The sequence below is a fragment of the Streptococcus infantis genome (genome assembly GCF_047465035.1).
GTDB lineage: Bacteria > Bacillota > Bacilli > Lactobacillales > Streptococcaceae > Streptococcus > Streptococcus infantis_T.
In genome coordinates this window covers 1-21,338 of record NZ_JASHAQ010000001.1, presented here as the reverse complement: position 1 = coordinate 21,338, position 21,338 = coordinate 1, and the positions used below count along the sequence as shown (strand labels likewise).

General features: G+C 39.4%; 25 protein-coding genes, 1 tRNA gene, 1 rRNA gene, 1 other RNA gene and 1 pseudogene. 1 reads left to right on the top strand and 28 read right to left on the bottom strand.

Going from position 1 to position 21,338, the window contains the following annotated elements; translation table 11 throughout:
- Positions 1-48 precede the first annotated feature (48 nt).
- The 14 genes and pseudogenes from purC to QM406_RS00080 form a co-directional block, all read right to left on the bottom strand.
- Positions 49-756, bottom strand: a complete 708-nt coding sequence (gene purC / locus QM406_RS00145; protein WP_414273060.1) for a phosphoribosylaminoimidazolesuccinocarboxamide synthase — start codon at positions 754-756, stop codon at positions 49-51.
- Positions 757-923: 167 nt separating this feature from the next.
- Positions 924-2,273, bottom strand: a complete 1,350-nt coding sequence (locus QM406_RS00140; protein ID WP_414273059.1) for a bacteriocin secretion accessory protein — start codon at positions 2,271-2,273, stop codon at positions 924-926.
- Between the two features lie 12 nt (positions 2,274-2,285).
- Entirely contained in the window at positions 2,286-4,439 is a 2,154-nt protein-coding gene (gene comA, locus QM406_RS00135) for a peptide cleavage/export ABC transporter ComA (protein ID WP_371607958.1), read from the bottom strand.
- Between the two features lie 341 nt (positions 4,440-4,780).
- Complete coding sequence (locus QM406_RS00130) at positions 4,781-5,017, bottom strand: hypothetical protein (protein WP_315640244.1); 237 nt, start codon at positions 5,015-5,017, stop codon at positions 4,781-4,783.
- A gap of 106 nt (positions 5,018-5,123) precedes the next feature.
- Positions 5,124-5,333, bottom strand: a complete 210-nt coding sequence (locus tag QM406_RS00125; protein ID WP_315640242.1) for a bacteriocin immunity protein — start codon at positions 5,331-5,333, stop codon at positions 5,124-5,126.
- Between the two features lie 24 nt (positions 5,334-5,357).
- Positions 5,358-5,546: pseudogene (locus tag QM406_RS00120) on the bottom strand (hypothetical protein).
- Positions 5,547-5,863: 317 nt separating this feature from the next.
- Positions 5,864-6,019 (bottom strand): hypothetical protein, encoded by a 156-nt coding sequence (locus tag QM406_RS00115; RefSeq protein ID WP_162837517.1) that lies wholly within the window; start codon positions 6,017-6,019, stop codon positions 5,864-5,866.
- A 208-nt stretch (positions 6,020-6,227) separates the two neighbouring features.
- Positions 6,228-6,404: a hypothetical protein gene (locus QM406_RS00110; RefSeq protein WP_000793176.1), complete on the bottom strand. Its 177-nt coding sequence runs from the start codon at positions 6,402-6,404 to the stop codon at positions 6,228-6,230.
- Positions 6,405-6,416: 12 nt separating this feature from the next.
- Entirely contained in the window at positions 6,417-6,566 is a 150-nt protein-coding gene (locus tag QM406_RS00105; protein ID WP_311522410.1) for a class IIb bacteriocin, lactobin A/cerein 7B family, read from the bottom strand.
- Between the two features lie 17 nt (positions 6,567-6,583).
- Positions 6,584-6,727: a class IIb bacteriocin, lactobin A/cerein 7B family gene (locus QM406_RS00100; protein WP_075229712.1), complete on the bottom strand. Its 144-nt coding sequence runs from the start codon at positions 6,725-6,727 to the stop codon at positions 6,584-6,586.
- 688 nt (positions 6,728-7,415) lie between these two features.
- Positions 7,416-7,652, bottom strand: coding sequence for an acyl carrier protein (locus QM406_RS00095; RefSeq protein ID WP_414273058.1), 237 nt, complete (start codon positions 7,650-7,652; stop codon positions 7,416-7,418).
- A gap of 5 nt (positions 7,653-7,657) precedes the next feature.
- A complete protein-coding gene (gene plsX, locus QM406_RS00090) occupies positions 7,658-8,650 on the bottom strand; it encodes a phosphate acyltransferase PlsX (RefSeq protein WP_414273057.1) in 993 nt (330 codons plus the stop codon).
- A complete protein-coding gene (gene recO, locus QM406_RS00085) occupies positions 8,647-9,417 on the bottom strand; it encodes a DNA repair protein RecO (protein ID WP_414273056.1) in 771 nt (256 codons plus the stop codon). Before recO ends, plsX begins: the two co-directional genes overlap by 4 nt.
- On the bottom strand, positions 9,414-10,583 hold the full coding sequence (locus tag QM406_RS00080) for a pyridoxal phosphate-dependent aminotransferase (RefSeq protein ID WP_414273055.1): 1,170 nt from the start codon (positions 10,581-10,583) through the stop codon (positions 9,414-9,416). Before QM406_RS00080 ends, recO begins: the two co-directional genes overlap by 4 nt.
- A gap of 153 nt (positions 10,584-10,736) precedes the next feature.
- Here QM406_RS00080 and QM406_RS00075 point away from each other — a divergent pair, with 153 nt between their 5' ends.
- Complete coding sequence (locus QM406_RS00075; RefSeq protein WP_371607959.1) at positions 10,737-11,747, top strand: YeiH family protein; 1,011 nt, start codon at positions 10,737-10,739, stop codon at positions 11,745-11,747.
- 28 nt (positions 11,748-11,775) lie between these two features.
- Here QM406_RS00075 and QM406_RS00070 read toward each other — a convergent pair whose 3' ends face one another.
- The 14 genes from QM406_RS00070 to rrf all read right to left on the bottom strand — a co-directional run bounded on the left by QM406_RS00070 (position 11,776) and on the right by rrf (position 21,328).
- Complete coding sequence (locus QM406_RS00070; protein WP_414273054.1) at positions 11,776-12,213, bottom strand: CoA-binding protein; 438 nt, start codon at positions 12,211-12,213, stop codon at positions 11,776-11,778.
- A 121-nt stretch (positions 12,214-12,334) separates the two neighbouring features.
- Entirely contained in the window at positions 12,335-13,303 is a 969-nt protein-coding gene (locus QM406_RS00065) for a ribose-phosphate diphosphokinase (protein WP_075231173.1), read from the bottom strand.
- 216 nt (positions 13,304-13,519) lie between these two features.
- Entirely contained in the window at positions 13,520-14,014 is a 495-nt protein-coding gene (locus QM406_RS00060; protein WP_414273053.1) for a beta-class carbonic anhydrase, read from the bottom strand.
- A 159-nt stretch (positions 14,015-14,173) separates the two neighbouring features.
- Complete coding sequence (locus QM406_RS00055) at positions 14,174-14,869, bottom strand: TIGR00266 family protein (RefSeq protein WP_000672726.1); 696 nt, start codon at positions 14,867-14,869, stop codon at positions 14,174-14,176.
- Positions 14,870-14,940: 71 nt separating this feature from the next.
- On the bottom strand, positions 14,941-16,311 hold the full coding sequence (gene radA, locus QM406_RS00050) for a DNA repair protein RadA (protein ID WP_414273136.1): 1,371 nt from the start codon (positions 16,309-16,311) through the stop codon (positions 14,941-14,943).
- Between the two features lie 36 nt (positions 16,312-16,347).
- The gene (locus QM406_RS00045) at positions 16,348-16,839 is read right to left on the bottom strand and encodes a hypothetical protein (protein ID WP_248034527.1); all 492 of its coding nucleotides are present in this window, start codon (positions 16,837-16,839) and stop codon (positions 16,348-16,350) included.
- Between the two features lie 16 nt (positions 16,840-16,855).
- Entirely contained in the window at positions 16,856-17,413 is a 558-nt protein-coding gene (locus tag QM406_RS00040; RefSeq protein ID WP_248034528.1) for a histidine phosphatase family protein, read from the bottom strand.
- Positions 17,373-17,816 (bottom strand): dUTP diphosphatase, encoded by a 444-nt coding sequence (locus QM406_RS00035; protein ID WP_000701995.1) that lies wholly within the window; start codon positions 17,814-17,816, stop codon positions 17,373-17,375. The genes QM406_RS00040 and QM406_RS00035 overlap by 41 nt, the downstream gene beginning before the upstream one ends.
- A 213-nt stretch (positions 17,817-18,029) precedes the next feature.
- Positions 18,030-18,127, bottom strand: an RNA gene (ffs, locus tag QM406_RS00030) — signal recognition particle sRNA small type.
- Positions 18,128-18,159: 32 nt separating this feature from the next.
- Positions 18,160-18,627 (bottom strand): tRNA adenosine(34) deaminase TadA, encoded by a 468-nt coding sequence (tadA, locus tag QM406_RS00025; RefSeq protein ID WP_414273052.1) that lies wholly within the window; start codon positions 18,625-18,627, stop codon positions 18,160-18,162.
- 332 nt (positions 18,628-18,959) lie between these two features.
- Positions 18,960-20,246 (bottom strand): adenylosuccinate synthase, encoded by a 1,287-nt coding sequence (locus tag QM406_RS00020; RefSeq protein WP_025171244.1) that lies wholly within the window; start codon positions 20,244-20,246, stop codon positions 18,960-18,962.
- A gap of 243 nt (positions 20,247-20,489) precedes the next feature.
- Entirely contained in the window at positions 20,490-20,714 is a 225-nt protein-coding gene (gene comW / locus QM406_RS00015; RefSeq protein WP_414261316.1) for a sigma(X)-activator ComW, read from the bottom strand.
- A 419-nt stretch (positions 20,715-21,133) separates the two neighbouring features.
- Positions 21,134-21,207: transfer RNA gene (locus QM406_RS00010), tRNA-Asn, on the bottom strand.
- Between the two features lie 5 nt (positions 21,208-21,212).
- Positions 21,213-21,328, bottom strand: a 5S ribosomal RNA gene (gene rrf / locus QM406_RS00005).
- Between the last annotated feature and the right edge of the window lie 10 nt (positions 21,329-21,338).

The following is a 21,338-nucleotide window of genomic DNA, read 5'->3' as shown; positions in this document are numbered from 1 at the left end:
TCTATTCAAATAAGTTATTGAAGACGAAGTTTTTCCGTTTCAAACAGGTTACTTCAAGCCCTGCAATTTCTCTAACACAACCTTGTACACATCTGTCAAACTGCCCAAGTCCCTACGGAAAACATCCTTGTCCATGTGGTGCCCTTCAGCATCCCAAAGGCGGCAATTGTCTGGTGAGAATTCATCTGCCAAGATGATCTTGCCATCCTTATCAAAGCCAAATTCCAATTTGAAGTCAATCAAGCGAAGACCAATTTGTGCAAACCAATCTTTCAACAATTCATTGATACGACGCGTTTCTTCCTTGATATAAGCAATTTGCTCATCGTTAGCAATATCTAGGAACTTGACGTGCTCATCATTGATGAATGGATCATCCAAATCATCGTTCTTGTAGTAAAATTCAACGATAGGAGTTTTCAAGTCCAAACCTTCTTCCACGCCAAAACGTTTTGAGAAAGAACCTGCAGTCACGTTACGAAGAACAACCTCCAAAGGAATGATTTTCACTTTCTTGTTGAGTTGTTCTGTATCAGAGATACGTTCGATAAAGTGAGTAGCTACACCCGCAGCATTCAATTTTTCAAAAATAAGAGACGAAATCTGATTATTTAGCACACCTTTACCTTCTATGGTCTCTTTGCGAGCTCCATTCAGCATAGTGGCCTGGTCCTTGTAGACCGACCTAATCACATTTTCGTCTTCTGTAGTATAGATATCTTTAGCTTTTCCCGTATAAATAAGTTTACTGGACATTTTTTGTTCGCCTTTCGTATTACTTTACATCATTCTAACACAACAGATACTAAAAATCAAATATTTCACGAACTATATTTGATATCATATCTGAAAAAGTACAGAAAAATCGCAAACGAATTTTCATTTGCGATTTTCTAAGATTGATTTGAATTAGAATGCGAACCTTATTCTCGTTTCAAAAAGCGGTCAAGATAGTAGCGTAAAAAACTCTTCCTACCTGTAATCATAGTCAAACGACCTTCAAGTCCATAACGAAGTTTTTCTGCTTGTTCAGCATTCAAATCCGTCTCTGCCTCTAATTTAAAGAAATTACCCTTTTCTGTCTGAGTCGCACTGGTATCGATATTGGTAATCTTGGATGTCAACACTAGCTGCTTATTGGCATCCGTTACCGTTGTAAATCGTACCTCATTTCCATGCTTGAGACCAGCAACTTCCTTAGAACTGATATAAGCTGTTAGTTTTGCCTTCCTCTCTTTAGCCAACTGCGGAAAAAGATGAGCGAGGATCGTTCCTTCTGGAATGATGGTAGATCGACTATGCTCAGGATTCAAATGTAGAACACCATCTTCTGTTGCTGTAATTTTCCCCTTCTCTAAAAGATTCCCTTGAATCTTTTTACCCGACTCCGCTTCAAGAATTTTCTGATCCAAGAGCGTTAATTCCTGACCTACCTTGGCTAGTTGCTGAGATTTTAATGACTCCAACTGACTTCCTAATCCAGATGCATAAGCTTGCTGGGCTCCTGAACCTGCATACTGTACTCGATAACCTGCAAGAGTTGACTCCAACTGAGTGATTTGAGCATCTATTTGAGATAGGGCCTGCTGTTTGGATTCCGATCCCTGCTCTTTTGTTGACTGATAAGACTGATAAATAGCATAAGCTGGATGATCACTCTCTAAGTGTCCATCACCCTGAATGGCAGACTTGGCTTGCTGATATTCTTTAATTTTGGACTGGGTTTCGCCAATGATATTGCCTAATTCTGCCTGACTACCACTGGCTGCTGCATTTTGAGATGATATACTAGCATTTTGTTGCTCAACCTGACTCCGCAGACTAGCAGCTTGATTTAGATAATCTAAAAAACTATGCTGATAGCCAAATTTGTCTGCTTCTGGAAATTGATCACTTCCTGCTTGAAGGCTTGCTTTTAAATACTCCATTTGAACCTTCTGATCCTTGAGCATTTCCAACTGACTAGCATAATTCTCAGCCTGCACTGCTTCTGCTCCCTCTTGGTATTGAACGAGAAGTTCTCCCTTCTTGACCAACTTATTTTCTTCCAAATGATTGGCAATAATGCGATTGTTGCTAGTTGACTGGATATTGGCAAGGATGCGACTAGGTTCGACAGTAGCCCCAGCTGTCAAGCTTATCTCCTTTTGTGCAAAGATTGAAAAGACTAGCAGAAACAAAAACAAGATAAAACTCGGAAAAATCACATAACTAGAAAAATTATGATAACGACGATTATAAAACTCCGCACTTTCTAAAAATTCTGATTGCATCTTTTCTCCTCTCTAACTATTCACCAAATGGGCATAAAAGCCACCCTGTGCAAGCAAATCGGCATGATTTCCTTCTTCGACAATCTTGCCCTGATCCAAGACAACAACCTTCTCTGTCCGCTCAGCAATGGTCAAGCGGTGAGCAATGAAAATCAAGGTTTTATCTAAAGCCATGAGATTATCCACGATTCGCTTCTCTGTCAAAATATCCAGACTGCTAGTCGCCTCATCCAATATCAAGACAGGCGCATCGGTCAAGAGAGCACGCGCCAAAGCGATCCTCTGACGTTGCCCACCTGAAATGCCCGCTCCATCCGAAGTCAATTCTGTCTGGTAATTCAGTGGCATGCGCTCAATATCCTCCCGAATCTCTGCCAACTCCACTGCTCTCAAGATATCCTCCTGGGTCGTCCCCTCCTTAGCTCCGAGGAGAAGATTCTCCAAGATCGTTCCATTAAAAACGTAGGGTTGCTGAGGCAGATAGTTGATATACTGGCGCAGAGCCTTTTTATCAATCTGATTGAGATTGATGCCACCCAGGCTAATCTCCCCCTGACTTGGATCGTAAAAATTAACCATCATCTTAGCCAAGGTCGTCTTACCTGATCCTGAAATTCCCACAAAAGCCACTTTAGAGCCTTGTGGAATAGTCAGATTGATGTCCGACAAGACATCTCGACCATAGCCATATTTGTAGTGAACCTGCTTGAAAGTCAGATCTCCTTCTAGAAAGCTCAAATCTGAGACTGTTTTCTTTTCCTCAAACTCAGATGCAACCAGATAAACTTCATTCAGACGGTTATTGGCTACCTGCGCTGTCTGAAGTTTGGTTTGCAGATTGATGATATTCTCCAAAGGATTTGTAAAATAAACAAGCAAGGTATTATAGGTGATCAACTGGCCCAAACTCATCTTATTGTCCATAACTAGGAGAGCCCCCATCCAGAGAATGCCAACATTGAGCAAGAGCTGGGCAATCTTTTTCAGAGCCTTTTGCTGACTTTCTGCCCGACTGTAGGTAAAAGATTTTTTTAGATAATCCACAAATTCCTTGTCAATCTTTTGGTAACGTTGACTTTCACTGGTCAAAGACTTGATGGTCTCAATGCCATTGATGTCCTCAATGATAGAAGAAGACAGAACCGCATTGGCTTCCATGGTATCCCGATTCATCTTTTCAAAGGGCTTCATAAAAGCAAAGATAATCACTGTGTAGATAGGAAGAGCTAGTAAACTCATGAAAAAGAGATTGCTATTCTGCGAAAATAGAACTACTGAAATAATCAAGACAATAGATACATCCAAAAAGATTGACAGAATAGTCGAAGCCAGCGCATCAATGATACTATTTGCATCCGTGAAACGAGACACGATTTCCCCTGTCCGTCGTGTCGCAAAAAAGGACATGGGCAAATGAAAAACATGCTTGATATAAGACAAAATCACATCAATGGACAAGCGTTGCCCCAAAACAATCAAGAGATACTCCTGAGCATAAGATAAGATTTGCTGAAGAACATAAACGATGACTAGCCCTATTGAGATAATGCCCAAGGTTGAACGCATCTGATCTGGTACATAAGTGTCAATGATTGATTGAAGATAATAAGAACCCACAATGTTAATCAAGGTTACCAAGAGGGTCGCCAAAACGATATTAACAATCAAACCTCGCTGTTTCACTAATATAGGGATAAAGGAGAGAAGGCCATTTTTTTGTTCCTTATGAGGCTTATAAGTCGGAGATGGTGCCATAAAAATAGTGATCCCTGTCCACTCCTTAGCAAAGCGCTCACGAGAAATCTTGGTCAGCTTAACACTAGGATCTGGATCAGCAATATGAATATTGTTCTTGTCCTGCCCAGTCACCACATAATAATGGAGCATTTTCCCTTCCTTAAGCACATGAGCCACAAAAGGAAAAGTTACATCCGGCAAATCAAACAAGGTCATGTCCGCCTTTATTGCTCGCGTCTCAAAACCAATCTCCTCAGCAACCTTGACTAAGCCTAAAGCCGTAGTCCCATCCATGGTCGTCTTGGCCAACTCTCGCAAGTGAGCCAGAGAATAATAACTACCATAATAACCAAAGACCATGGCCAATGAAGCTACACCGCAGTCCATCTGATCCACCTGCGGACGATAATGACGTTTCCCAAATTTCATATCCTACTCCTTTTCCTAACAATCTCCAAAGAAAACTTTGTAAGATTATTTTATACAAACAAAGAAGCAAAAAGAAAATTATTTCTAAAAAAACAATAACTGCACCTGAACAGCACTTTTTCCTAAATAAAAATAGGTAGAACAAACGTCCTACCTAGAAAATATAATGATTAATATTTCTTACCTTTTCCAATTTTTTGTCAATCATATAATGAAAACAAGGGTGGTACAAGATAGTTTTTTCACTCATTGTCACCTTAAAGCTTAGACCAGCAAGTACTTTAAAAAGCAAAAGATTCATCAGAAATAAGAAAAGGAATGTTAGAAAAATTTTTTAAGTCTTATTTATTGCCATCCTGATTATCTTCTTTACCTCTTATTTTCTGGATAGCATGATATTTTACCGCTATGTAAATGATTAAAAAAAGTAGGGGATAAGAGAATAAATCTGAAAGTTCCATGAAATTTACACTATACTTTCCTAGCAATAGTTTAAAATCCATTAAAACTTGCATGATAGAAAGTACAATACGTACTAGCAGAAGCAGCCCTAATAATATCACTTCTTTTTTAAACATACGAATATCTTTCTAACTAAAATCAGACAACAGTTCATCAGCTTAACACCCCAATATTCCCCAAGATTGCCCTAATACTGGAGCCACAAAGTTCAGATTCATTTTATCATCCTTTATCATATTTTTCTTCACTTCTATAAAGTAAAATAAATGCCATCAAGAATAGTGAAATTGTAGGTATGTCAAAATTTTCAAACCATTCAGGTAGATTTATTTTGTTTACATCAGCGACTATTCTAACAATGATATAAACCATCGAACTGCAGCATACAGTAAACTCTAGCCAAGCTTTTTGTAACACTTGAACGACTTTCATCTCAAACCCCAATCTGATGTTCCATCAATTTCCAATCTTACTTTCTTTTGTTTTGTACTTATATCCTACATAAACCAACCCAAGCAGAATTGGATAGGCTTATAGATAAAACAAGGTATTGATCGGTTTTTTCAGAATCAAATACGTTACAATATAGATAATGACTGACACGATAAAATAACCTTCAGCAAATCCCAATAAAAATTTTTTCATAGCAGACTCCTATTTATCTGACAAGAATGGCAGAGTTTTTCCGCCATTCACACGCACAAAATCTTTTCATTCAGATTCATCATTTATAGTTTGGATTATTTTTTGACAAATCGTTGCAAAAAATCCCAAAATAGCCTGAGGCAATCAATCCAACTAAATACCATTTCCAATCAAAGGATAACAACGAACCTGTACGAATTACATGAAGTACGAGATTGAGACCCATTGCCACCAAAGGAACTATGGTAACAATGTATTGAGATCAGTGTTGCGATTCATACTTGATTTTCTTTTACGATTTGCCACAAATTTTTAAATTAACGTCTACTTCCCAAATGACGCCCATACATATAGGTAACGACTCCTAAAACACCCCAAGCCACTGCTGTAGAAGTAGTAACAATGAAACCTCCCTTAGTTACAGCCAAGTCTTCCTCTGTCATAATAGCAAATTTTTCATCCAGTTTCTTCATCTTTCATCTACTCCTTTTTAAATAATACTAGCTAATCCAATAGCTACTCCAACCAAAAGTCCTACTATTCCTGAGGCTGATATAATTATAGCCGCACATTCTTCTGAGATATTCATTTATTTCTCCATTTTTTTAGTTCTTATTTCATTGATAACAACTAAAAGATGATTATTCTATAGCATTTGCCACATACTAATAATAGTTCTCTTTAAACCTTGTCTTTACCTGAATCTAAATAACTCATCATCAAAATAAGCATCGGAACAAATAACTCTGTTTGGAAATATTTTTCAACATTAAAGGTGATTACATGTAAATCCCCCAATATACAAAGCACTCCAAAAATAATTAAAAAGGCTCCCATTACATTTTTTAGATTTTTCATACAAGTTCACTTCTATCCAAATTTACGTTTTAAATCTTGACCAATTAATCGACCACCAAGGAAAATTGCCAATCCTGCACCAACCGTGGCTATGGTAATTGATCCACCTTCTGTATTCATCAATTCTTCTTCTGTCAATTCTGTCCATTTATTTAAATTCATTTTTTCTCTCCTTATTATTACATAAAATAGCCCCAAGCAATACCACCAATTAGTAAGACACCTCCTACAACTACGGCGGTAACCGACCCCCCATCCACTTCCATTAGCTCTTCTTCTGTAAGAGCTACAAAGTTCTGTTCCATTTTGTCAAAGTTTGTCATTTGTTTCCTCCTTTATTTTTATAGTTTTTTGTTTGTTATTTTTAACCTTTAAACCATTTTAAAAGCCAAATTGAATAAATAACTGAAATAATCATTTCTAATCTCCTTCCTTATCTTCTCACTTGTCTATTCGAGAAATCATTTTAAAATAAACAGCTAAATCAAATTTATTTTAAGAACCACTTAATTAACCATGGATACATGATTGGCATAAACATGAAGCAATCTCCTTCCTTTTCTTCTCACTTATATATTCGAGAAATCATTTTAAAATAAACAGCTAAATCAAATTTATTTTAAAAACCACTTAATTAACCATGGATACATGATTGGCATAAACATGAAGCAATCTCCTTCCTTTTCTTCTCACTTATATATTCGAGAAATCATTTTAAAATAAACAATTAAATCAAATTTATTTTAAAAACCACTTGATCAACCACGGATAAAGACCTGTCACATACATCAGCAATCCTCCTTTTTTCTGCTCATCTCTTTATTCGTAAACTCATACTCTTCGAAAATCAAATCCAAACCACGTCAGCTTCACCTTGACGTTCTCTAGTACAGCCTGCGGCTAGCTTCCTAGTTTGCTCTTTGATTTTCATTGAGTATCAACTATAAAACTTCAACATCTTATCTTTTTTCGAGAAATAAAAAAACAACATGACTTGCATGTTGCTTTATGTTAGATTTTATCTTTAATGGCTTTCAATACATCTGCCACACTTTGGAGGTGGTCGATTTCTTCATCACTAATTTCGATTCCAAATTCATCCTCAATGGTTAGTACGAATTCCATCAAATCTACCGAATCAGCATCCAAATCATCCTTCAAGCTCAAGGCCTCTGTGACTACAAAGTCTTCTCCTTGACGTTCTTGGATGATGGTCACGATACGGTCAAAAATTTCTTTTTCTGTCATATATATTATTCTCCTGAAAATTCACGCGCAGTTTGAGCAACTACGTCTGTTTCTAGCATGGTACGAATCTGACGAATCGTACTGTACACAGCCTTGGCATCACTTGATCCATGAGTCTTGACAACCGGCGCCTTGACACCAAACAAGACTGCACCTCCAACGTCAGAATAGTTGAGTTGCTTTTTCAAACCTCTAAGACTATCCTTAAGAAGAAGAGCACCTAATTTAGCTCGCAAACCGCCACCTGTGATAGCATTTTTTAGCAAGCCCATGATCCCCATGGCTGTACCTTCAATGGATTTGAGCACAGCGTTTCCCGTGAAACCATCTGTTACGACTACATCAGCAACGCCATCCATCAAATCACGTGCTTCCACATTACCGATAAAGTTCAAACTCTCATCAGCTACTAGCAAGTCATACGTTTCCTTGCGGAGTGGATCTCCCTTGCTGCTCTCTGTCCCGTTATTAAGCAAACCAACTCGTGGTTTTGCAATTCCACGAACATTTTTAGCGTAGAAAGAACCTAGGATGGCATATTGATGAAGGTGATGGGCTGTGTTTTCTGCATTGGCACCGAGATCTAGCATATCAAAACCTTTCCCATCAACTGTTGGTAAGGTTGACATAAGCCCTGGTCGATCGATATTCTTGATACGACCTACGATGAAAAATCCGGCCGCAAGCAAAGCACCTGTATTGCCTGCAGAAAGAACTGCATCTGCCTCTCCATCCTTAACAGCCTTGGCCGCCAATATCATGCTGGCATTTTTCTTCTTACGGATGGCTTTTGTAGGCTCATCGTCTGAGTCGATTTTTTCATCAGTATGGATAATGCTAACGCGCTCTGTAGCTGTTAGATATTGCTTGATTTTGCTTTCATCTCCGTAAAGTTGAATCTCAATATCTGAAAAGTCAGCAAGGGCTTGATTGACTCCCTCTACAATAGCTTGAGGTGCATAATCGCCACCCATTGCATCTACTGCGATTTTTTTCATTTGTCTTCCTCTTTTAGTAATTGTCCCCAATCGGCTAGGGAATCAATAAATTTCTTTGATTTTAGGTGAATCCCGACGTACTCTTCGTAAATCTGGTCCATAAACTTGCGCAAGTCTTGCTTGATTTCAGGCTTGAGAGAAATAGTCTCTAAAGTCTCAAAGTTAATAGCTTGAAATTGATTGAGCAGATAGGGAATGTTTGGATTCAGATGACAACGTTTCTCATCCTCATGATAATGCTCAGGACATAAGCAAGCGCCATATTTGAAAGAAAAATCAAAGGCCTGACCCACCCGATGGCAAAAAACACACTCATTAAAGTTAAGACTGATCCCAAACCGTGTCAAAATCTGAATTTCAAAAATATTAGTCAAAACTTGATAATCCAGACCCTCTTCCATCAGCTCTAATGTCTTCTGCAAAAAAGCAAATAAGAGAGCATCCTGCTGATTATCCTGCAAACTCGCATCAGCCAAGGCTGCCACATAGGTCGCATAAGCCATGGTAAAGAGATTACTATTGATCCCTGGAAAGGTCATCACCTCATGATAATCCTCAATATAACTGAGTCCATCATCATTGATGCGCAAGAGAAAACGAGCTAACACCAAGGGCTGAATAACAGGAGCCAGTTTGGATTGCCCAGCGTGTTTAATGAAAAACATTCGCTTGCCTGCCTGTTCTGTAAAGATTTTAACAAGCTTATCATCCTCTCGAAAGTTTCGATTGTAAAGTACTAGCCCCTGACTCGTAATCGATTGAATCATGCTTCTCTCATGTACTCCTCAAGTCGTTTCATAGCTTCCCTGATAGTTTCCATACTAGCTGCATAAGATAGGCGAACATAGCCTTCTCCATACTGACCGAATGCAGCACCTGGGATGAAGGCGACAGCCTTTTTCTGGGCAAAATCCTTCAGAAAAGCAAAGGAATCTTGATTATAGCCTGCTGGAATCTTAGCAAAGATATAAAAAGCACCATCTGGTTTGATAATCTCAAAACCAAGTGCAGTCATCTTCTCGATAATGTAGTCCCGACGTTGGATATATTCCTTCTTCATAGGTTCCGCATCATTCTTACCAGCTGTCAAAGCTTCTACCGCTGCGTGTTGAGCCATGGTGTTTGCGGCAGTGACCAAGTACTGGTGACTCTTGATGAGTTGAGCTGTAAAGTTTGCTGGTGCAAAGATAAAACCTAAACGCCAACCTGTCATGGCATGGGATTTGGATAGACCATTGATGATAATGGCCTGATCTCTCAGCATAGTACCCAGCGATACATGATTTTCCCCTGTATAGGTCAATTCTGAGTAGACTTCATCACAGACTACGAAAATCTCATACTTACGTAAAACAGCTGCCAAGTCTTCTAATTGCTCGCGACTATAAGTGATTCCTGTAGGGTTGGCTGGATAGTTGAGAATAACTGCCTTGAGCTTGTCCCACTGCTCCAAAATTGCCTTTTCCAACATCTCAGGCGTCAAAACAAAACCATTTTCAGTTGTATCAATTTCGACAATCTCTGCACCAACTAGATTAACTATTGGCTCATAGCCAGGATAGGCAGGAGCTGGCAAGAGAACCTTGTCTCCTTCCTCCAAAATGGCTGTCAAAGTAGCTGATAAAGCTTCTGTCGCACCAATTGTAACCAAGATTTCATTTTCAGGATTGTAGTCCAACTGATACTTTTCTTTTACAAAATCACTAGCTGCTTGGCGTAAGGTCAACAAACCGCTCATCCCTGTATAGTAGGATTGGTCTTGATCGATGGCTCGCTTTGCAGCCTCCTTGACATGATCTGGCGTTGTAAAATCTGGTTCTCCCAAGGTCAACCGCAGGACTCCAGGAATCTCTGAAATAGCCTGGTCAAACTGACGAATCAAGGAAACTTGAATCTTATCTAATTGTTTATTAAATCGCTTGGTTAAGTCCATAGATACCCTCCTTGCTTAAAGAACATATGTCTATTATACTACAAAAGCTCTCTGACCGCAAAATTACATCCAGAATTAGCCTTCCAAAGGCTTTCTATTTACTTTTTTCCGAGATAAGATTATAATAAGGAGTATTTATTTTCGGAGGTTTTTATGTCATTTCTATCAAAAAATTGGGCAGGACTGTTAGCCTGTCTGATCATTTCTATCATCTCTTGGGTTTTAGGAGGCTTTCTGCCTGTTGTAGGAGCTCCTGTTTTTGCCATCTTTATTGGCATGATTCTCCACCCATTTCTCACTTCCTATAAACAACTAGATGCTGGTTTGACTTACAGCTCCAAGAAATTGCTTCAGTATGCTGTTATCTTGCTTGGGTTTGGACTCAATATCTCTCAAGTTTTTGCAGTAGGAAAATCTTCCCTTCCTGTCATTCTATCTACCATTTCTATAGCCTTGATTGTAGCTTATCTTTTCCAACGCTTTTTTGATTTAGATACAAAACTAGCTACCTTGATCGGTGTTGGTTCCTCTATCTGTGGAGGTTCTGCCATTGCAGCGACAGCTCCCGTCATCCATGCCAAGGAAAAAGAAGTCGCCCAATCCATCTCTGTTATCTTTTTCTTCAATGTCTTAGCAGCGCTTATTTTCCCAACCCTAGGAACCTGGCTTCACCTATCAAATGAGGGCTTCTCCCTCTTTGCAGGTACTGCGGTCAATGATACTTCCTCTGTAACAGCCACTGCCAGCGCCTGGGATAGTCTTTACCACACAAACACTCTTGAGTCTGCTACTATCGTCAAATTGACCCGTACCCTAGCTATTATCCCTATCACTCTCTTCCTCTCTTACTGGCAAAGTCATCAACGAGGCAACAACCAAGGAGTAAAACTTAAAAAAATCTTCCCTGTTTTCATTCTCTACTTCATCCTAGCTTCCCTGCTAACCACCATCCTTACTTCCTTCGGTGTCAGCAGTAGCTTCTTTGCACCTCTCAAACAACTATCTAAATTCCTCATCATCATGGCCATGAGCGCTATCGGTCTCAAAACCAATCTCATTGCTATGATTAAGTCCAGCGGTAAATCCATTCTTCTTGGTGCCTTCTGCTGGATTGCCATCATCCTGACTAGCCTGGGTATGCAAACACTCATCGGTATTTTCTAAGACAAAAGGTAGCCCGCAAGCTACCTTTTTATTGTTCAAGAATTAAGCGTGTATGTTCTCTCTTAATACAACGGTTCATCACGATATCATTGCAACCTCCAGCACACAAGATTTCTTCCGCTTCTAGACTTTCAAGTCCTAGTTGCGCCCAGAAAATCTTAGCATCAGCCTTGAGAAAATCTCGTGCCACATCTGGTAGAAACTCACTACGACGATAGACATTAACGATATCTACAGGAAAAGGAATCTCAGCTAGGCTGGCATAAGCCTTTTCTCCCAAGATTTCACCACCTGCAGCCTTGGGGTTTACTGGTATGATTTTATAGCCACGAGCCTGCATTTCCTTTGTCACTCGATTGCTAGTTGTTTCTTCACGATCAGACAAGCCCACTACTGCTAGAGTCTTACTAGTTGCTAGATACTGACGAATCACACCATCACTTGGATTGATAAATTCTTGAGTCATAAAAATCCTCCTTTTTCATCAGTATAGCATATTTTGAAAGGGTTTGCAGAATTCTGCTACCAAAAAACTCCCAACAAGGTCTATCACTTTGTTAGGAGTTTTGTCTTATCCAATGAATTCGTTAGATTTTTTTCTCAATACTAAATAATGGAGATAGAGGACGTTTTTCGTGGATACGGACGATAGCATCCGCAAGAAGGTGAGCAATAGAGATTTGCTCAATCTTATCAATCAAACGTTCTTCTGGTAAGTAGATGGTATCCAAAACAACTAATTTTTTAATCGCTGATTTCTGGATATTGTCCATAGCAGGCCCTGAAAGAACTGGGTGCGTACAGCTTGCGTAAACTTCGACAGCACCAGCTTCTGCAAGAGCATCCGCCGCATGGCAAATAGTTCCAGCTGTATCGATCATATCGTCAATCAAAATACAAGTCTTACCTTCTACCTTACCAATGATGTTCATCACTTCACTGGTATTCATCTTGTCCACGCTACGACGTTTATCAATAATGGCAATCGGAGTTTTCAAAAACTCTGCCAATTTACGAGCACGAGTCACCCCACCATGGTCCGGACTGACAACCACATAGTCAGAACCAACCATGCCACGACGCTCAAAGTAGTCTGCAATTAAAGGAGCACCCATCAAGTGATCGACAGGAATATCAAAAAATCCCTGAATCTGTGCAGCATGCAAGTCAATCGTCAACAAACGATCCACTCCAGCCACTTCAAGCATATTTGCCACAAGTTTTGAAGTGATTGGCTCACGCGCTCTCGCCTTTCTATCCTGACGTGCATAGCCATAGTAAGGCATAACAACGTTGACAGATTCTGCACTGGCGCGTTTCAAAGCATCTACCATAATCAAAATTTCTAGCAGATTGTCATTTACAGGTGAGCTAGTTGATTGTAGGATAAAGACGTGTTTCCCACGGATCGATTCTTCGATATTAACTTGAATTTCTCCATCTGAAAATTGACGTACAGTCGATTTTCCCAACTCTATCCCAATCTCTTGCGCCACACGCTCTGCCAATTCTCTATTTGAAGAAAGGGCAAACAGCTTTAAATCAGAAAAAGACATGATTTCCTCCAGTATTTATGTATCACTTGTGTTTTTTCACAACATTTTTCCAACTACCATTGTAGCGCTTTTTTCTTGATTTTTCAATAAAAAATAAGACAATAGTAGACATTTATACCCTTGCCTTGTGCTCATTTATATTCCTTATATTCAAGCTGAAATGTGACAACTTAGACATTCTATCTCATGGGAAGATAGGAACTCAAAAAGGAAACGTTAGTAGACCTCTCTCATACTACCTGTATCCACATCATAAACAGCCCCTGAAATAACCACATCATCTGGAATCAATGGGTATTCTCGAAGTAACTGCATATCCTCACGAACACTCTCCTCAACATCTTGAAAGGGAAGAAAATCTTGACCCGAGACATCAACCCCTAATTCTGTTTTTAAATGTTCTTGAAACTCTTCGTTTTGAAATGTCTGAGCACCACAGTCTGTATGGTGAAGAACCACAATCTCTCTTGTTCCCATTTGTTGCTGGGAAATCACAAGCGAGCGAATCATATCCTCCGTCACTCGACCACCCGCATTCCGCAAAATATGAGCATCTCCCAGAGCCAACCCCAAAGCTTGTGCAACGTGCAGACGTGAGTCCATACAAGTCACAATGGCTACTCTTGTTTTTGGCTTGATTGGCAGATTTAACTGCCCATGCAGGGCAACATAAGCCTGATTGGCTTGCATAAACTGTTCAAAATACGACATGACAACACACTTTCTTACTTTTAAGATAATTTGAACACCAAATTATTTATATCCTATCTTACCATCTTTTCTTTGTCTTGTCAGTTGTCAACCTTCATATAAAAAAACTGGGACAGAGACATCCAGCTTCTAGCTTGGGCTTCTGTCCTAGTTTTATTTTTATGAACCTTTTTGGATATACTTATTGAGCGATCCTGCAAAGCTCTGAAGATTGAGACTTTGTACGTAGACCTCACCAGTTCCTCGGAAGGTATTCACCACTCCTTCGCCTGTACCAATAGACTGCCAGAAGCTATTTTCTAAGTGGATATTATAGTCCAAAGATTGACTCCAAGCCACCACATGGGCATTGTCAATGGTTATTTCTTGGTTTTGTAGCTCAATTTTCTTGATAGAGCCAAAAGCATTGGCCAAGAGAGTTCCCTGACCTTGGGTAGTCATCACAAAGAGACCTCCTTGCCCTCCGAACAGAGCTTTACCAATAGACTGACTCTCCATAGTATAGGAAGCTGTACCATCAAGAGCTAGAAAAGCCCCATCATTCAGTCGATATTGTTTTTCACCTAGTTCAAGAGCAATCACTTGACCGGGAGTATCTGGTGCTAAAGCAAGGTTGCCGTTGTCAGACTCTGCAACTGCTTGAGTAATGAAGGTGCTTTCGCCAGAAACCATTGAACGTCCTACAGCTTTGACAAAACGTCCCAAACCAGAACCGCTGGCATTGAGCTGGGTATTGAGGCTTACGTTAGGCGTGTGGTAGACCATACTACCTCGCTGGATATAGACGGTTTCTCCTTGATTGAGTGACAACTCTACCAAAGGAAATTGCATATGACTGTCCATAGAAAATTTCATCAGAAATTCCTCCTTGTTTTTAATAAATATTGGCTATAAAGTGTTTTGCAATCTAAAACTGAGTAAGACTATTAGGAAAATACTTTCTTCAAGACTTCTCCAATAGTGGTCACTCCGATCACCTGAATTTCTTTAGGTGGTTTGATTCCAGTTAAAGAATTCTTTGGTACATAGATTTTTGTAAATCCAAGTTTTGCTGCTTCATTGATGCGCTGCTCGATACGATTCACACGCCGAATCTCTCCAGTCAAGCCCAACTCTCCCACAAAACATTCCTGAGGGTTGGTTGGTTTATCCTTGTAACTCGAAGCAATGGCAACCGCAACAGCCAAGTCAATGGCAGGCTCATCCAATTTGACACCACCAGCTGATTTGAGATAGGCATCCTGATTTTGCAAGAGAAGCCCTGCACGTTTCTCCAAAACAGCCATAATCAGACTAGCACGATTGAAATCAAGGCCTGTTGTAGTCCGCTTGGCATTACCAAACATAGTCGGTGTTACCAAGGCTTGAACCTCCGCAAGAATAGGACGGGTTCCTTCCATGGTCACAACGATTGATGAGCCAGTCGCTCCATCCAAACGTTCTTCTAGGAAAACTTGACTAGGATTGAGCACCTCAACCAAGCCACCTGACTGCATCTCAAAAATCCCAATTTCATTTGTCGAACCAAAACGGTTTTTGACCGCCCTCAAGATACGGAAGGTATGGTGGCGTTCCCCTTCAAAGTAAAGCACCGTATCCACCATATGCTCCAACATACGAGGTCCCGCCAAGGTTCCTTCCTTGGTCACATGCCCGACAATAAAGATGGCAATGTTATTGGTTTTGGCCAGCTGCATGAGTTCTGCAGTCACCTCACGTACCTGGGAAACAGAACCCTGAACTCCAGAAATCTCAGGAGACATGATGGTCTGGATAGAGTCGATAATGAGGAAGTCTGGCTGGATTCTCTCTACTTCTGCCCGCACGCTCTGCATATTGGTCTCAGCATAGAGATAAAACTCACTATCAATATCACCCAAGCGCTCTGCTCGTAGCTTGATTTGCTGAGCAGACTCCTCCCCACTGACATAGAGGACTGTCCCCACTTGAGACAGCTGGGTTGAGACTTGTAAGAGCAGAGTTGATTTCCCAATCCCAGGATCCCCACCGATAAGGACAAGACTTCCTGGTACTACACCTCCACCAAGAACTCGGTTGAACTCCTCCATCTCAGTCTTGGTTCTATTGACATTGATGGAGGTCACTTCAGCCAGTTTCATGGGCTTGGTTTTCTCACCTGTTAAGGACACACGCGCATTCTTGACTTCTGCAACCTCGACTTCCTCAACAAAAGAAGACCAAGACCCACAGTTTGGACAACGTCCTAAATATTTAGGGGAATTATATCCACAATTCTGACATATAAATGTCGCTTTTTTCTTTGCGATGATTCTAATCCTTTCATTTTTAAAATCTCTTATTAATTTTCCAAATCAGTAACTATTTCTTTTCAGAACAATCAGTCCACCATCATCCACATGGACATAATACTCCCCATCAGGACTAAATCCAAAAATATAGGGTAAATAACCTTTATAAATTTGAGTCCTAGTTTCTTTATTCTCTTCCCAATAAATGGTTAAAATCGGATATTCTTCAGATTGGTCTTTATCCATTGTCACTCGGATGTCTTTACCATTATACAAAGGAAGGCTTCCACCATATTGTCCAGCGATAGGGATAGGAGAATCGTAACCTTCACACATAGCTACTAACTCTATCTCATCGTAATCCCCATCTATTAGAGTGACTTGACTTTTTTCACTATCGATGATGGACATATATTCTGAAGAAATGCAAAGGATTTTTTGATAGTCTACTGGAAGAAAAGCCAAGTAAAGAAAACCTCCAATACTAATCTCAGACACCTTCTTATACCCTTGACAATTTTCTGCGGTAAAAGCTTGAAAATCCTTATAGCTCATTTAATTGTGCTTCTTTCTATATCTCTATCTCACACTCAATCACTTGGCAAAAATCAATCTTCTCATTTGACACAAACTGGCGCATGAGCATTCGATGAGTGACAACAACGACTGTCTGATAGTCTCGATACTTGCGCATAGAGTCTAGAAACCGAGACCTCATTTCCTCAGCTGTCTCATATTGAATAGGACTATTAGGAGATAACTCCCCATTATTTCCTAGAAACAGAGTACGAGCTTTTTCAAAATTCTCTACGCCACTTTCATAGACTTGCCATTCATGCAATAATGGCTCCACTCTCAAAGGAAGTCCAGTAGCACAAGCCACATAGCTAGCAGTCTCTAAAGCTCTTGTGACTGCAGAAGAAACTAGTAGATCAGCTGAGTGTAGCAAAGAATTTTTGCTCAGTTCCTGAGCTTGCTGTCTTCCCTCCTCTGATAAGGGCGCCAAATCCATCCCGAATCCAGTATAGGAACGCTCCTCTAACTCACGGTAATCTGGCTCCCCGTGACGTACAAAGATAATCTTCATCTTAGTGCCCAGTTGATCCAAATCCACCGGTCCGAACACCATCTGCCGCATCGCCATCCGCAATCAAAAATGGAGCAAAGACAGCCTGAACCACGCGTTCCCCAACTTCAAGAATCACTTCTTGGTCAGTAATGTTTTTCATCTGTGCAAAGATATGTCCCTCGTTCCCAGGATTACCATAGTAATCCCCATCGATGACACCCACAGAGTTAATCAAAACCAAGCCCTTCTTACGAGGGTTTGAAGAACGATCATAGAGATAAAGCACTTCTGTCGGTTGCATATAAGCCTTGACCCCTGTCGGAACAAGGACAATCTCACCTGGAGCAATGACCGTACGCACAGCAACCTTTAAGTCGTAACCAGCTGCATGTGCTGTCTCACGCTTCGGTAGCAAACTCTCATCTGTAAAACTAGAAACTAATTCAAAACCACGAATTTTCATATTTTCCCTCTTTTTAATCTTTCATTCTAGGCTATTTTATCTTATTTATTCGAAAAAAGCACGAAAAATCTTCTATATAAAATAAAGAAAAGCGTCCTATCAAAAAGCAAACAATAAAATCATACAAAAAAATTTAAAGATATTTCAAATGTCACTTATTTTCCCCTTTATTAACAAACTCATTCTTTTTTAGCCACACTTAAACTATTTTCTTTAAAGCACAAAAAAAGAGCACACAATTCAAATCGCTTAGGGCTGCTGGATTCCTCCCCTGACCCGCTTCACGCAGAACTGTTGCTCCATTAGTTATTATACCACATTCCCAAAGATTTTAAAAGAGAAATTATTTTTTCCGTCGATTTCTAAAAAATTCCTGCATAATGCCAGCACAGTCACTCTCTAAAATGCCCGTCTCAACCTCTACACGATGATTAAGACGCTCATCTGTCAAGATATCATACAGACTTCCAGCTGCACCAAATTTCTGATTTTTAGCCCCATAGACTACCTTTGGGATACGGGCAAGCCCAATCGCCCCGCTGCACATGACACAAGGCTCAATGGTCACAAAAAGTGTGCAGTCCAACAAACGCCAGCTCTCTTCCCTCAGATTCGCATTCTCGATGGCCATAATTTCCGCATGCATGACCGCACGTTGCAACTCCTCACGTGCATTGTGGCCCCTACCAATGATTTCTCCATCCTTTACAATTACGCAACCTATTGGGATTTCATCATGCTCTAAAGCAATCTCTGCCTCCTTCAAGGCCTCTCTCATAAATGCTTCTTTTTCTTCAACTGTATAATCCATAGTTTCTCTCTTTTCCTGCTTATTATCTTTTAAAATCTCTTCCAAATATATCAGAATTCCCTTAGCATTAATGTAATACTAACATCTGCAGCTTCAAAATAATATTTTTATCGATTCATAACTAATTTACTCTTTAATTTTCACTGACTATCATCAATTTTATCATTATACCATGTTTCACTACATAAAAAAAGCCACCGAATGTGGTGACTTTATAGGGAGATTATTATGAAAAAGAAAAGTTTAGGATATTTGTTACAACAAGTTAGGAGGTCTTCTTGTAACTGTCTATAGTATAACTGAACTATCTTAAACAAATCTTAAAAAATCTCTTATGACCAAACACTTTCTAAAATATTTGTTTGTTCACGACCAGGACCTACTGAGAAAGTAGAGATACGAACACCAACCAATTCGCTAACACGGCGAACATAGTTACGTGCATTTTCAGGAAGATCTTCCAAAGTACGTACTCCAGTGATATCTTCTGACCAACCTGGTAATTCTTCATAAATAGGTTTACAACGTTTCAATTGTTCAAGACTAGCTGGATAGTAGTCAATACGTTGACCATCAAGATCATAAGCTACACAGATTTTAACTGTATCCAAACCACTCAAAACGTCGATAGAGTTCAAAGAAAGATTCGTAATTCCAGAAACACGGCGACTATGACGCATAACCACTGAATCAAACCAACCTACACGACGTGGACGACCTGTTGTAGTACCATACTCATGACCTACTTCACGAATTCGTTCTCCCACTTCATCAAACAATTCAGTTGGGAATGGACCATCACCAACACGACTTGTATAAGCTTTACATACACCTACAACCTTGTCAATCTTGCTTGGACCAACACCTGAACCGATCGTCACACCACCAGCAACAGGGTTTGATGACGTAACGAATGGATAAGTACCTTGGTCAATATCTAACATGACCCCTTGTGCACCTTCAAAGAGAACACGTTTGCCATTATCAAGTGCATCATTCAAGATAACAGAAGTATCTGTTACATATTGCTTGATTTGTTGGCCATACTCATAATATTCTTCAAAAATATCATCAAATGAAATAGGTTCGCTATCATACAATTTTACAAATTGGCGATTTTTCTCAGCAAGATTGCGTTCTAAACGTTCACGGAAAATCTCCTTATCCAAAAGATCCGCAATACGAATCCCAACGCGAGCAGCCTTATCCATATAAGCTGGCCCAATACCCTTGATAGTAGTACCTATCTTATTTTCACCCTTAGCTTCTTCTTGCAGACGGTCTAACTCGATGTGGTACGGCAAAATAACATGCGCACGATCAGAAATACGTAGATTATCTGTTGTAACACCTTCATCATGAAGATAGCTCAACTCTTTCACAAGTGACTTAGGATTTACAACCATCCCATTCCCAATGACAGAAATTTTTTCAGGGAAGAAAATTCCAGAAGGAATCAAGTGCAACTTAAATTTCTTTCCATCAATCACAATTGTGTGACCAGCATTATCACCACCTTGGTAACGTGCAATCACTTCTGCATTAGCTGAAAGGAAGTCTGTAATCTTCCCTTTACCTTCATCACCCCACTGGGTACCTACAACAACAACTGAAGTCATAATCTTGTCTGAGCCCTTAGGCTCTTCCTTTCTCACATACATGGCAGGAATCTCACCTGCAATTATATCTTACAATTTATTATAATAAAGATTCTCTTTTTTTTCAAGACCAAAGACCAGAAACATTAGGGAATTAGAGAAAATTAGAAAATTAATATTAAAAAAATATTGTAAATTTATATTATGAAAATAAAAAATTATAAAATCGTTCGGAAATATGAAAATTATAAATTATCCCCCAACTCAGTCATTTGAAATCAATAGCTGTTCAATGTACAAACGGTAGCAAGCTCTATAGTGGTAAGAAAATAAAGGATGCATAATATCAAGCTTATACCGAACTAAATAATAGAGTAAAAATCGAAGATGAAAAACTTCCCATTCTAAATCATTATCTACTAAATAACTATATTCCTTTTCAATAACATCATAAAAATCAAGATATTGTTCATAAATCTGTTCAATCATTTTATTTAACTCCATTTCTATTGATAAAATGAGTATAACAAAAAAATAAAAAAAGCTGGGAGAATACTTCTATCATGTACTATAATGAATATCTAAATAAATAACAGATAAAAAAATTAACAGTTCAGCTCAACAATCCTACATTTCAAAAAAGATCTAAAATTTCTATAATGAAAAGAAATCACTGTAGGAATATGGTAGTCTACTTTATAATAAAAAACTTATCTGAAGATTGATTACAACACCACAAAATCTATTAAAGAATTACTTATAAGACCTATTAAAAATACCTAAAATGAAACATTCAAATCTAACAAACTTATAAAAGATATTAAATATTAATAAAGAGCTAAATAAAAAAGGGATCAAGATGACCCCTGAAAGATAAATAAAAAAACGTTCCTTAGAACGTTTACATACTCCGCCAGTAGGACTCGAACCTACGACATCATGATTAACAGTCATGCGCTACTACCAACTGAGCTATGGCGGATTAAAGCTAAGCGACTTCCTTATCTCACAGGGGGCAACCCCCAACTACTTCCGGCGTTCTAGGGCTTAACTTCTGTGTTCGGCATGGGTACAGGTGTATCTCCTAGGCTATCGTCACTTAACTTTGAGTAA

Excerpts from the sequence above, each read along its gene's own strand:
- purC (WP_414273060.1), bottom strand. The coding sequence starts at position 756 with ATGTCCAGTAAACTTATTTATACGGGAAAAGCTAAAGATATCTATACT.
- QM406_RS00140 (WP_414273059.1), bottom strand. The coding sequence starts at position 2,273 with ATGCAATCAGAATTTTTAGAAAGTGCGGAGTTTTATAATCGTCGTTAT.
- comA (WP_371607958.1), bottom strand. The coding sequence starts at position 4,439 with ATGAAATTTGGGAAACGTCATTATCGTCCGCAGGTGGATCAGATGGAC.
- QM406_RS00130 (WP_315640244.1), bottom strand. The coding sequence starts at position 5,017 with ATGTTTAAAAAAGAAGTGATATTATTAGGGCTGCTTCTGCTAGTACGT.
- QM406_RS00125 (WP_315640242.1), bottom strand. The coding sequence starts at position 5,333 with ATGAAAGTCGTTCAAGTGTTACAAAAAGCTTGGCTAGAGTTTACTGTA.
- QM406_RS00115 (WP_162837517.1), bottom strand. The coding sequence starts at position 6,019 with ATGAAGAAACTGGATGAAAAATTTGCTATTATGACAGAGGAAGACTTG.
- QM406_RS00110 (WP_000793176.1), bottom strand. The coding sequence starts at position 6,404 with ATGAAAAATCTAAAAAATGTAATGGGAGCCTTTTTAATTATTTTTGGA.
- QM406_RS00105 (WP_311522410.1), bottom strand. The coding sequence starts at position 6,566 with ATGAATTTAAATAAATGGACAGAATTGACAGAAGAAGAATTGATGAAT.
- QM406_RS00100 (WP_075229712.1), bottom strand. The coding sequence starts at position 6,727 with ATGACAAACTTTGACAAAATGGAACAGAACTTTGTAGCTCTTACAGAA.
- QM406_RS00095 (WP_414273058.1), bottom strand. The coding sequence starts at position 7,652 with ATGACAGAAAAAGAAATTTTTGACCGTATCGTGACCATCATCCAAGAA.
- plsX (WP_414273057.1), bottom strand. The coding sequence starts at position 8,650 with ATGAAAAAAATCGCAGTAGATGCAATGGGTGGCGATTATGCACCTCAA.
- recO (WP_414273056.1), bottom strand. The coding sequence starts at position 9,417 with ATGATTCAATCGATTACGAGTCAGGGGCTAGTACTTTACAATCGAAAC.
- QM406_RS00080 (WP_414273055.1), bottom strand. The coding sequence starts at position 10,583 with ATGGACTTAACCAAGCGATTTAATAAACAATTAGATAAGATTCAAGTT.
- QM406_RS00075 (WP_371607959.1), top strand. The coding sequence starts at position 10,737 with ATGTCATTTCTATCAAAAAATTGGGCAGGACTGTTAGCCTGTCTGATC.
- QM406_RS00070 (WP_414273054.1), bottom strand. The coding sequence starts at position 12,213 with ATGACTCAAGAATTTATCAATCCAAGTGATGGTGTGATTCGTCAGTAT.
- QM406_RS00065 (WP_075231173.1), bottom strand. The coding sequence starts at position 13,303 with ATGTCTTTTTCTGATTTAAAGCTGTTTGCCCTTTCTTCAAATAGAGAA.
- QM406_RS00060 (WP_414273053.1), bottom strand. The coding sequence starts at position 14,014 with ATGTCGTATTTTGAACAGTTTATGCAAGCCAATCAGGCTTATGTTGCC.
- QM406_RS00055 (WP_000672726.1), bottom strand. The coding sequence starts at position 14,869 with ATGAAATTTTCTATGGACAGTCATATGCAATTTCCTTTGGTAGAGTTG.
- QM406_RS00045 (WP_248034527.1), bottom strand. The coding sequence starts at position 16,839 with ATGAGCTATAAGGATTTTCAAGCTTTTACCGCAGAAAATTGTCAAGGG.
- QM406_RS00040 (WP_248034528.1), bottom strand. The coding sequence starts at position 17,413 with ATGGTGTTCGGACCGGTGGATTTGGATCAACTGGGCACTAAGATGAAG.
- QM406_RS00035 (WP_000701995.1), bottom strand. The coding sequence starts at position 17,816 with ATGAAAATTCGTGGTTTTGAATTAGTTTCTAGTTTTACAGATGAGAGT.
- tadA (WP_414273052.1), bottom strand. The coding sequence starts at position 18,627 with ATGGATTATACAGTTGAAGAAAAAGAAGCATTTATGAGAGAGGCCTTG.
- QM406_RS00020 (WP_025171244.1), bottom strand. The coding sequence starts at position 20,246 with ATGACTTCAGTTGTTGTTGTAGGTACCCAGTGGGGTGATGAAGGTAAA.
- comW (WP_414261316.1), bottom strand. The coding sequence starts at position 20,714 with ATGATTGAACAGATTTATGAACAATATCTTGATTTTTATGATGTTATT.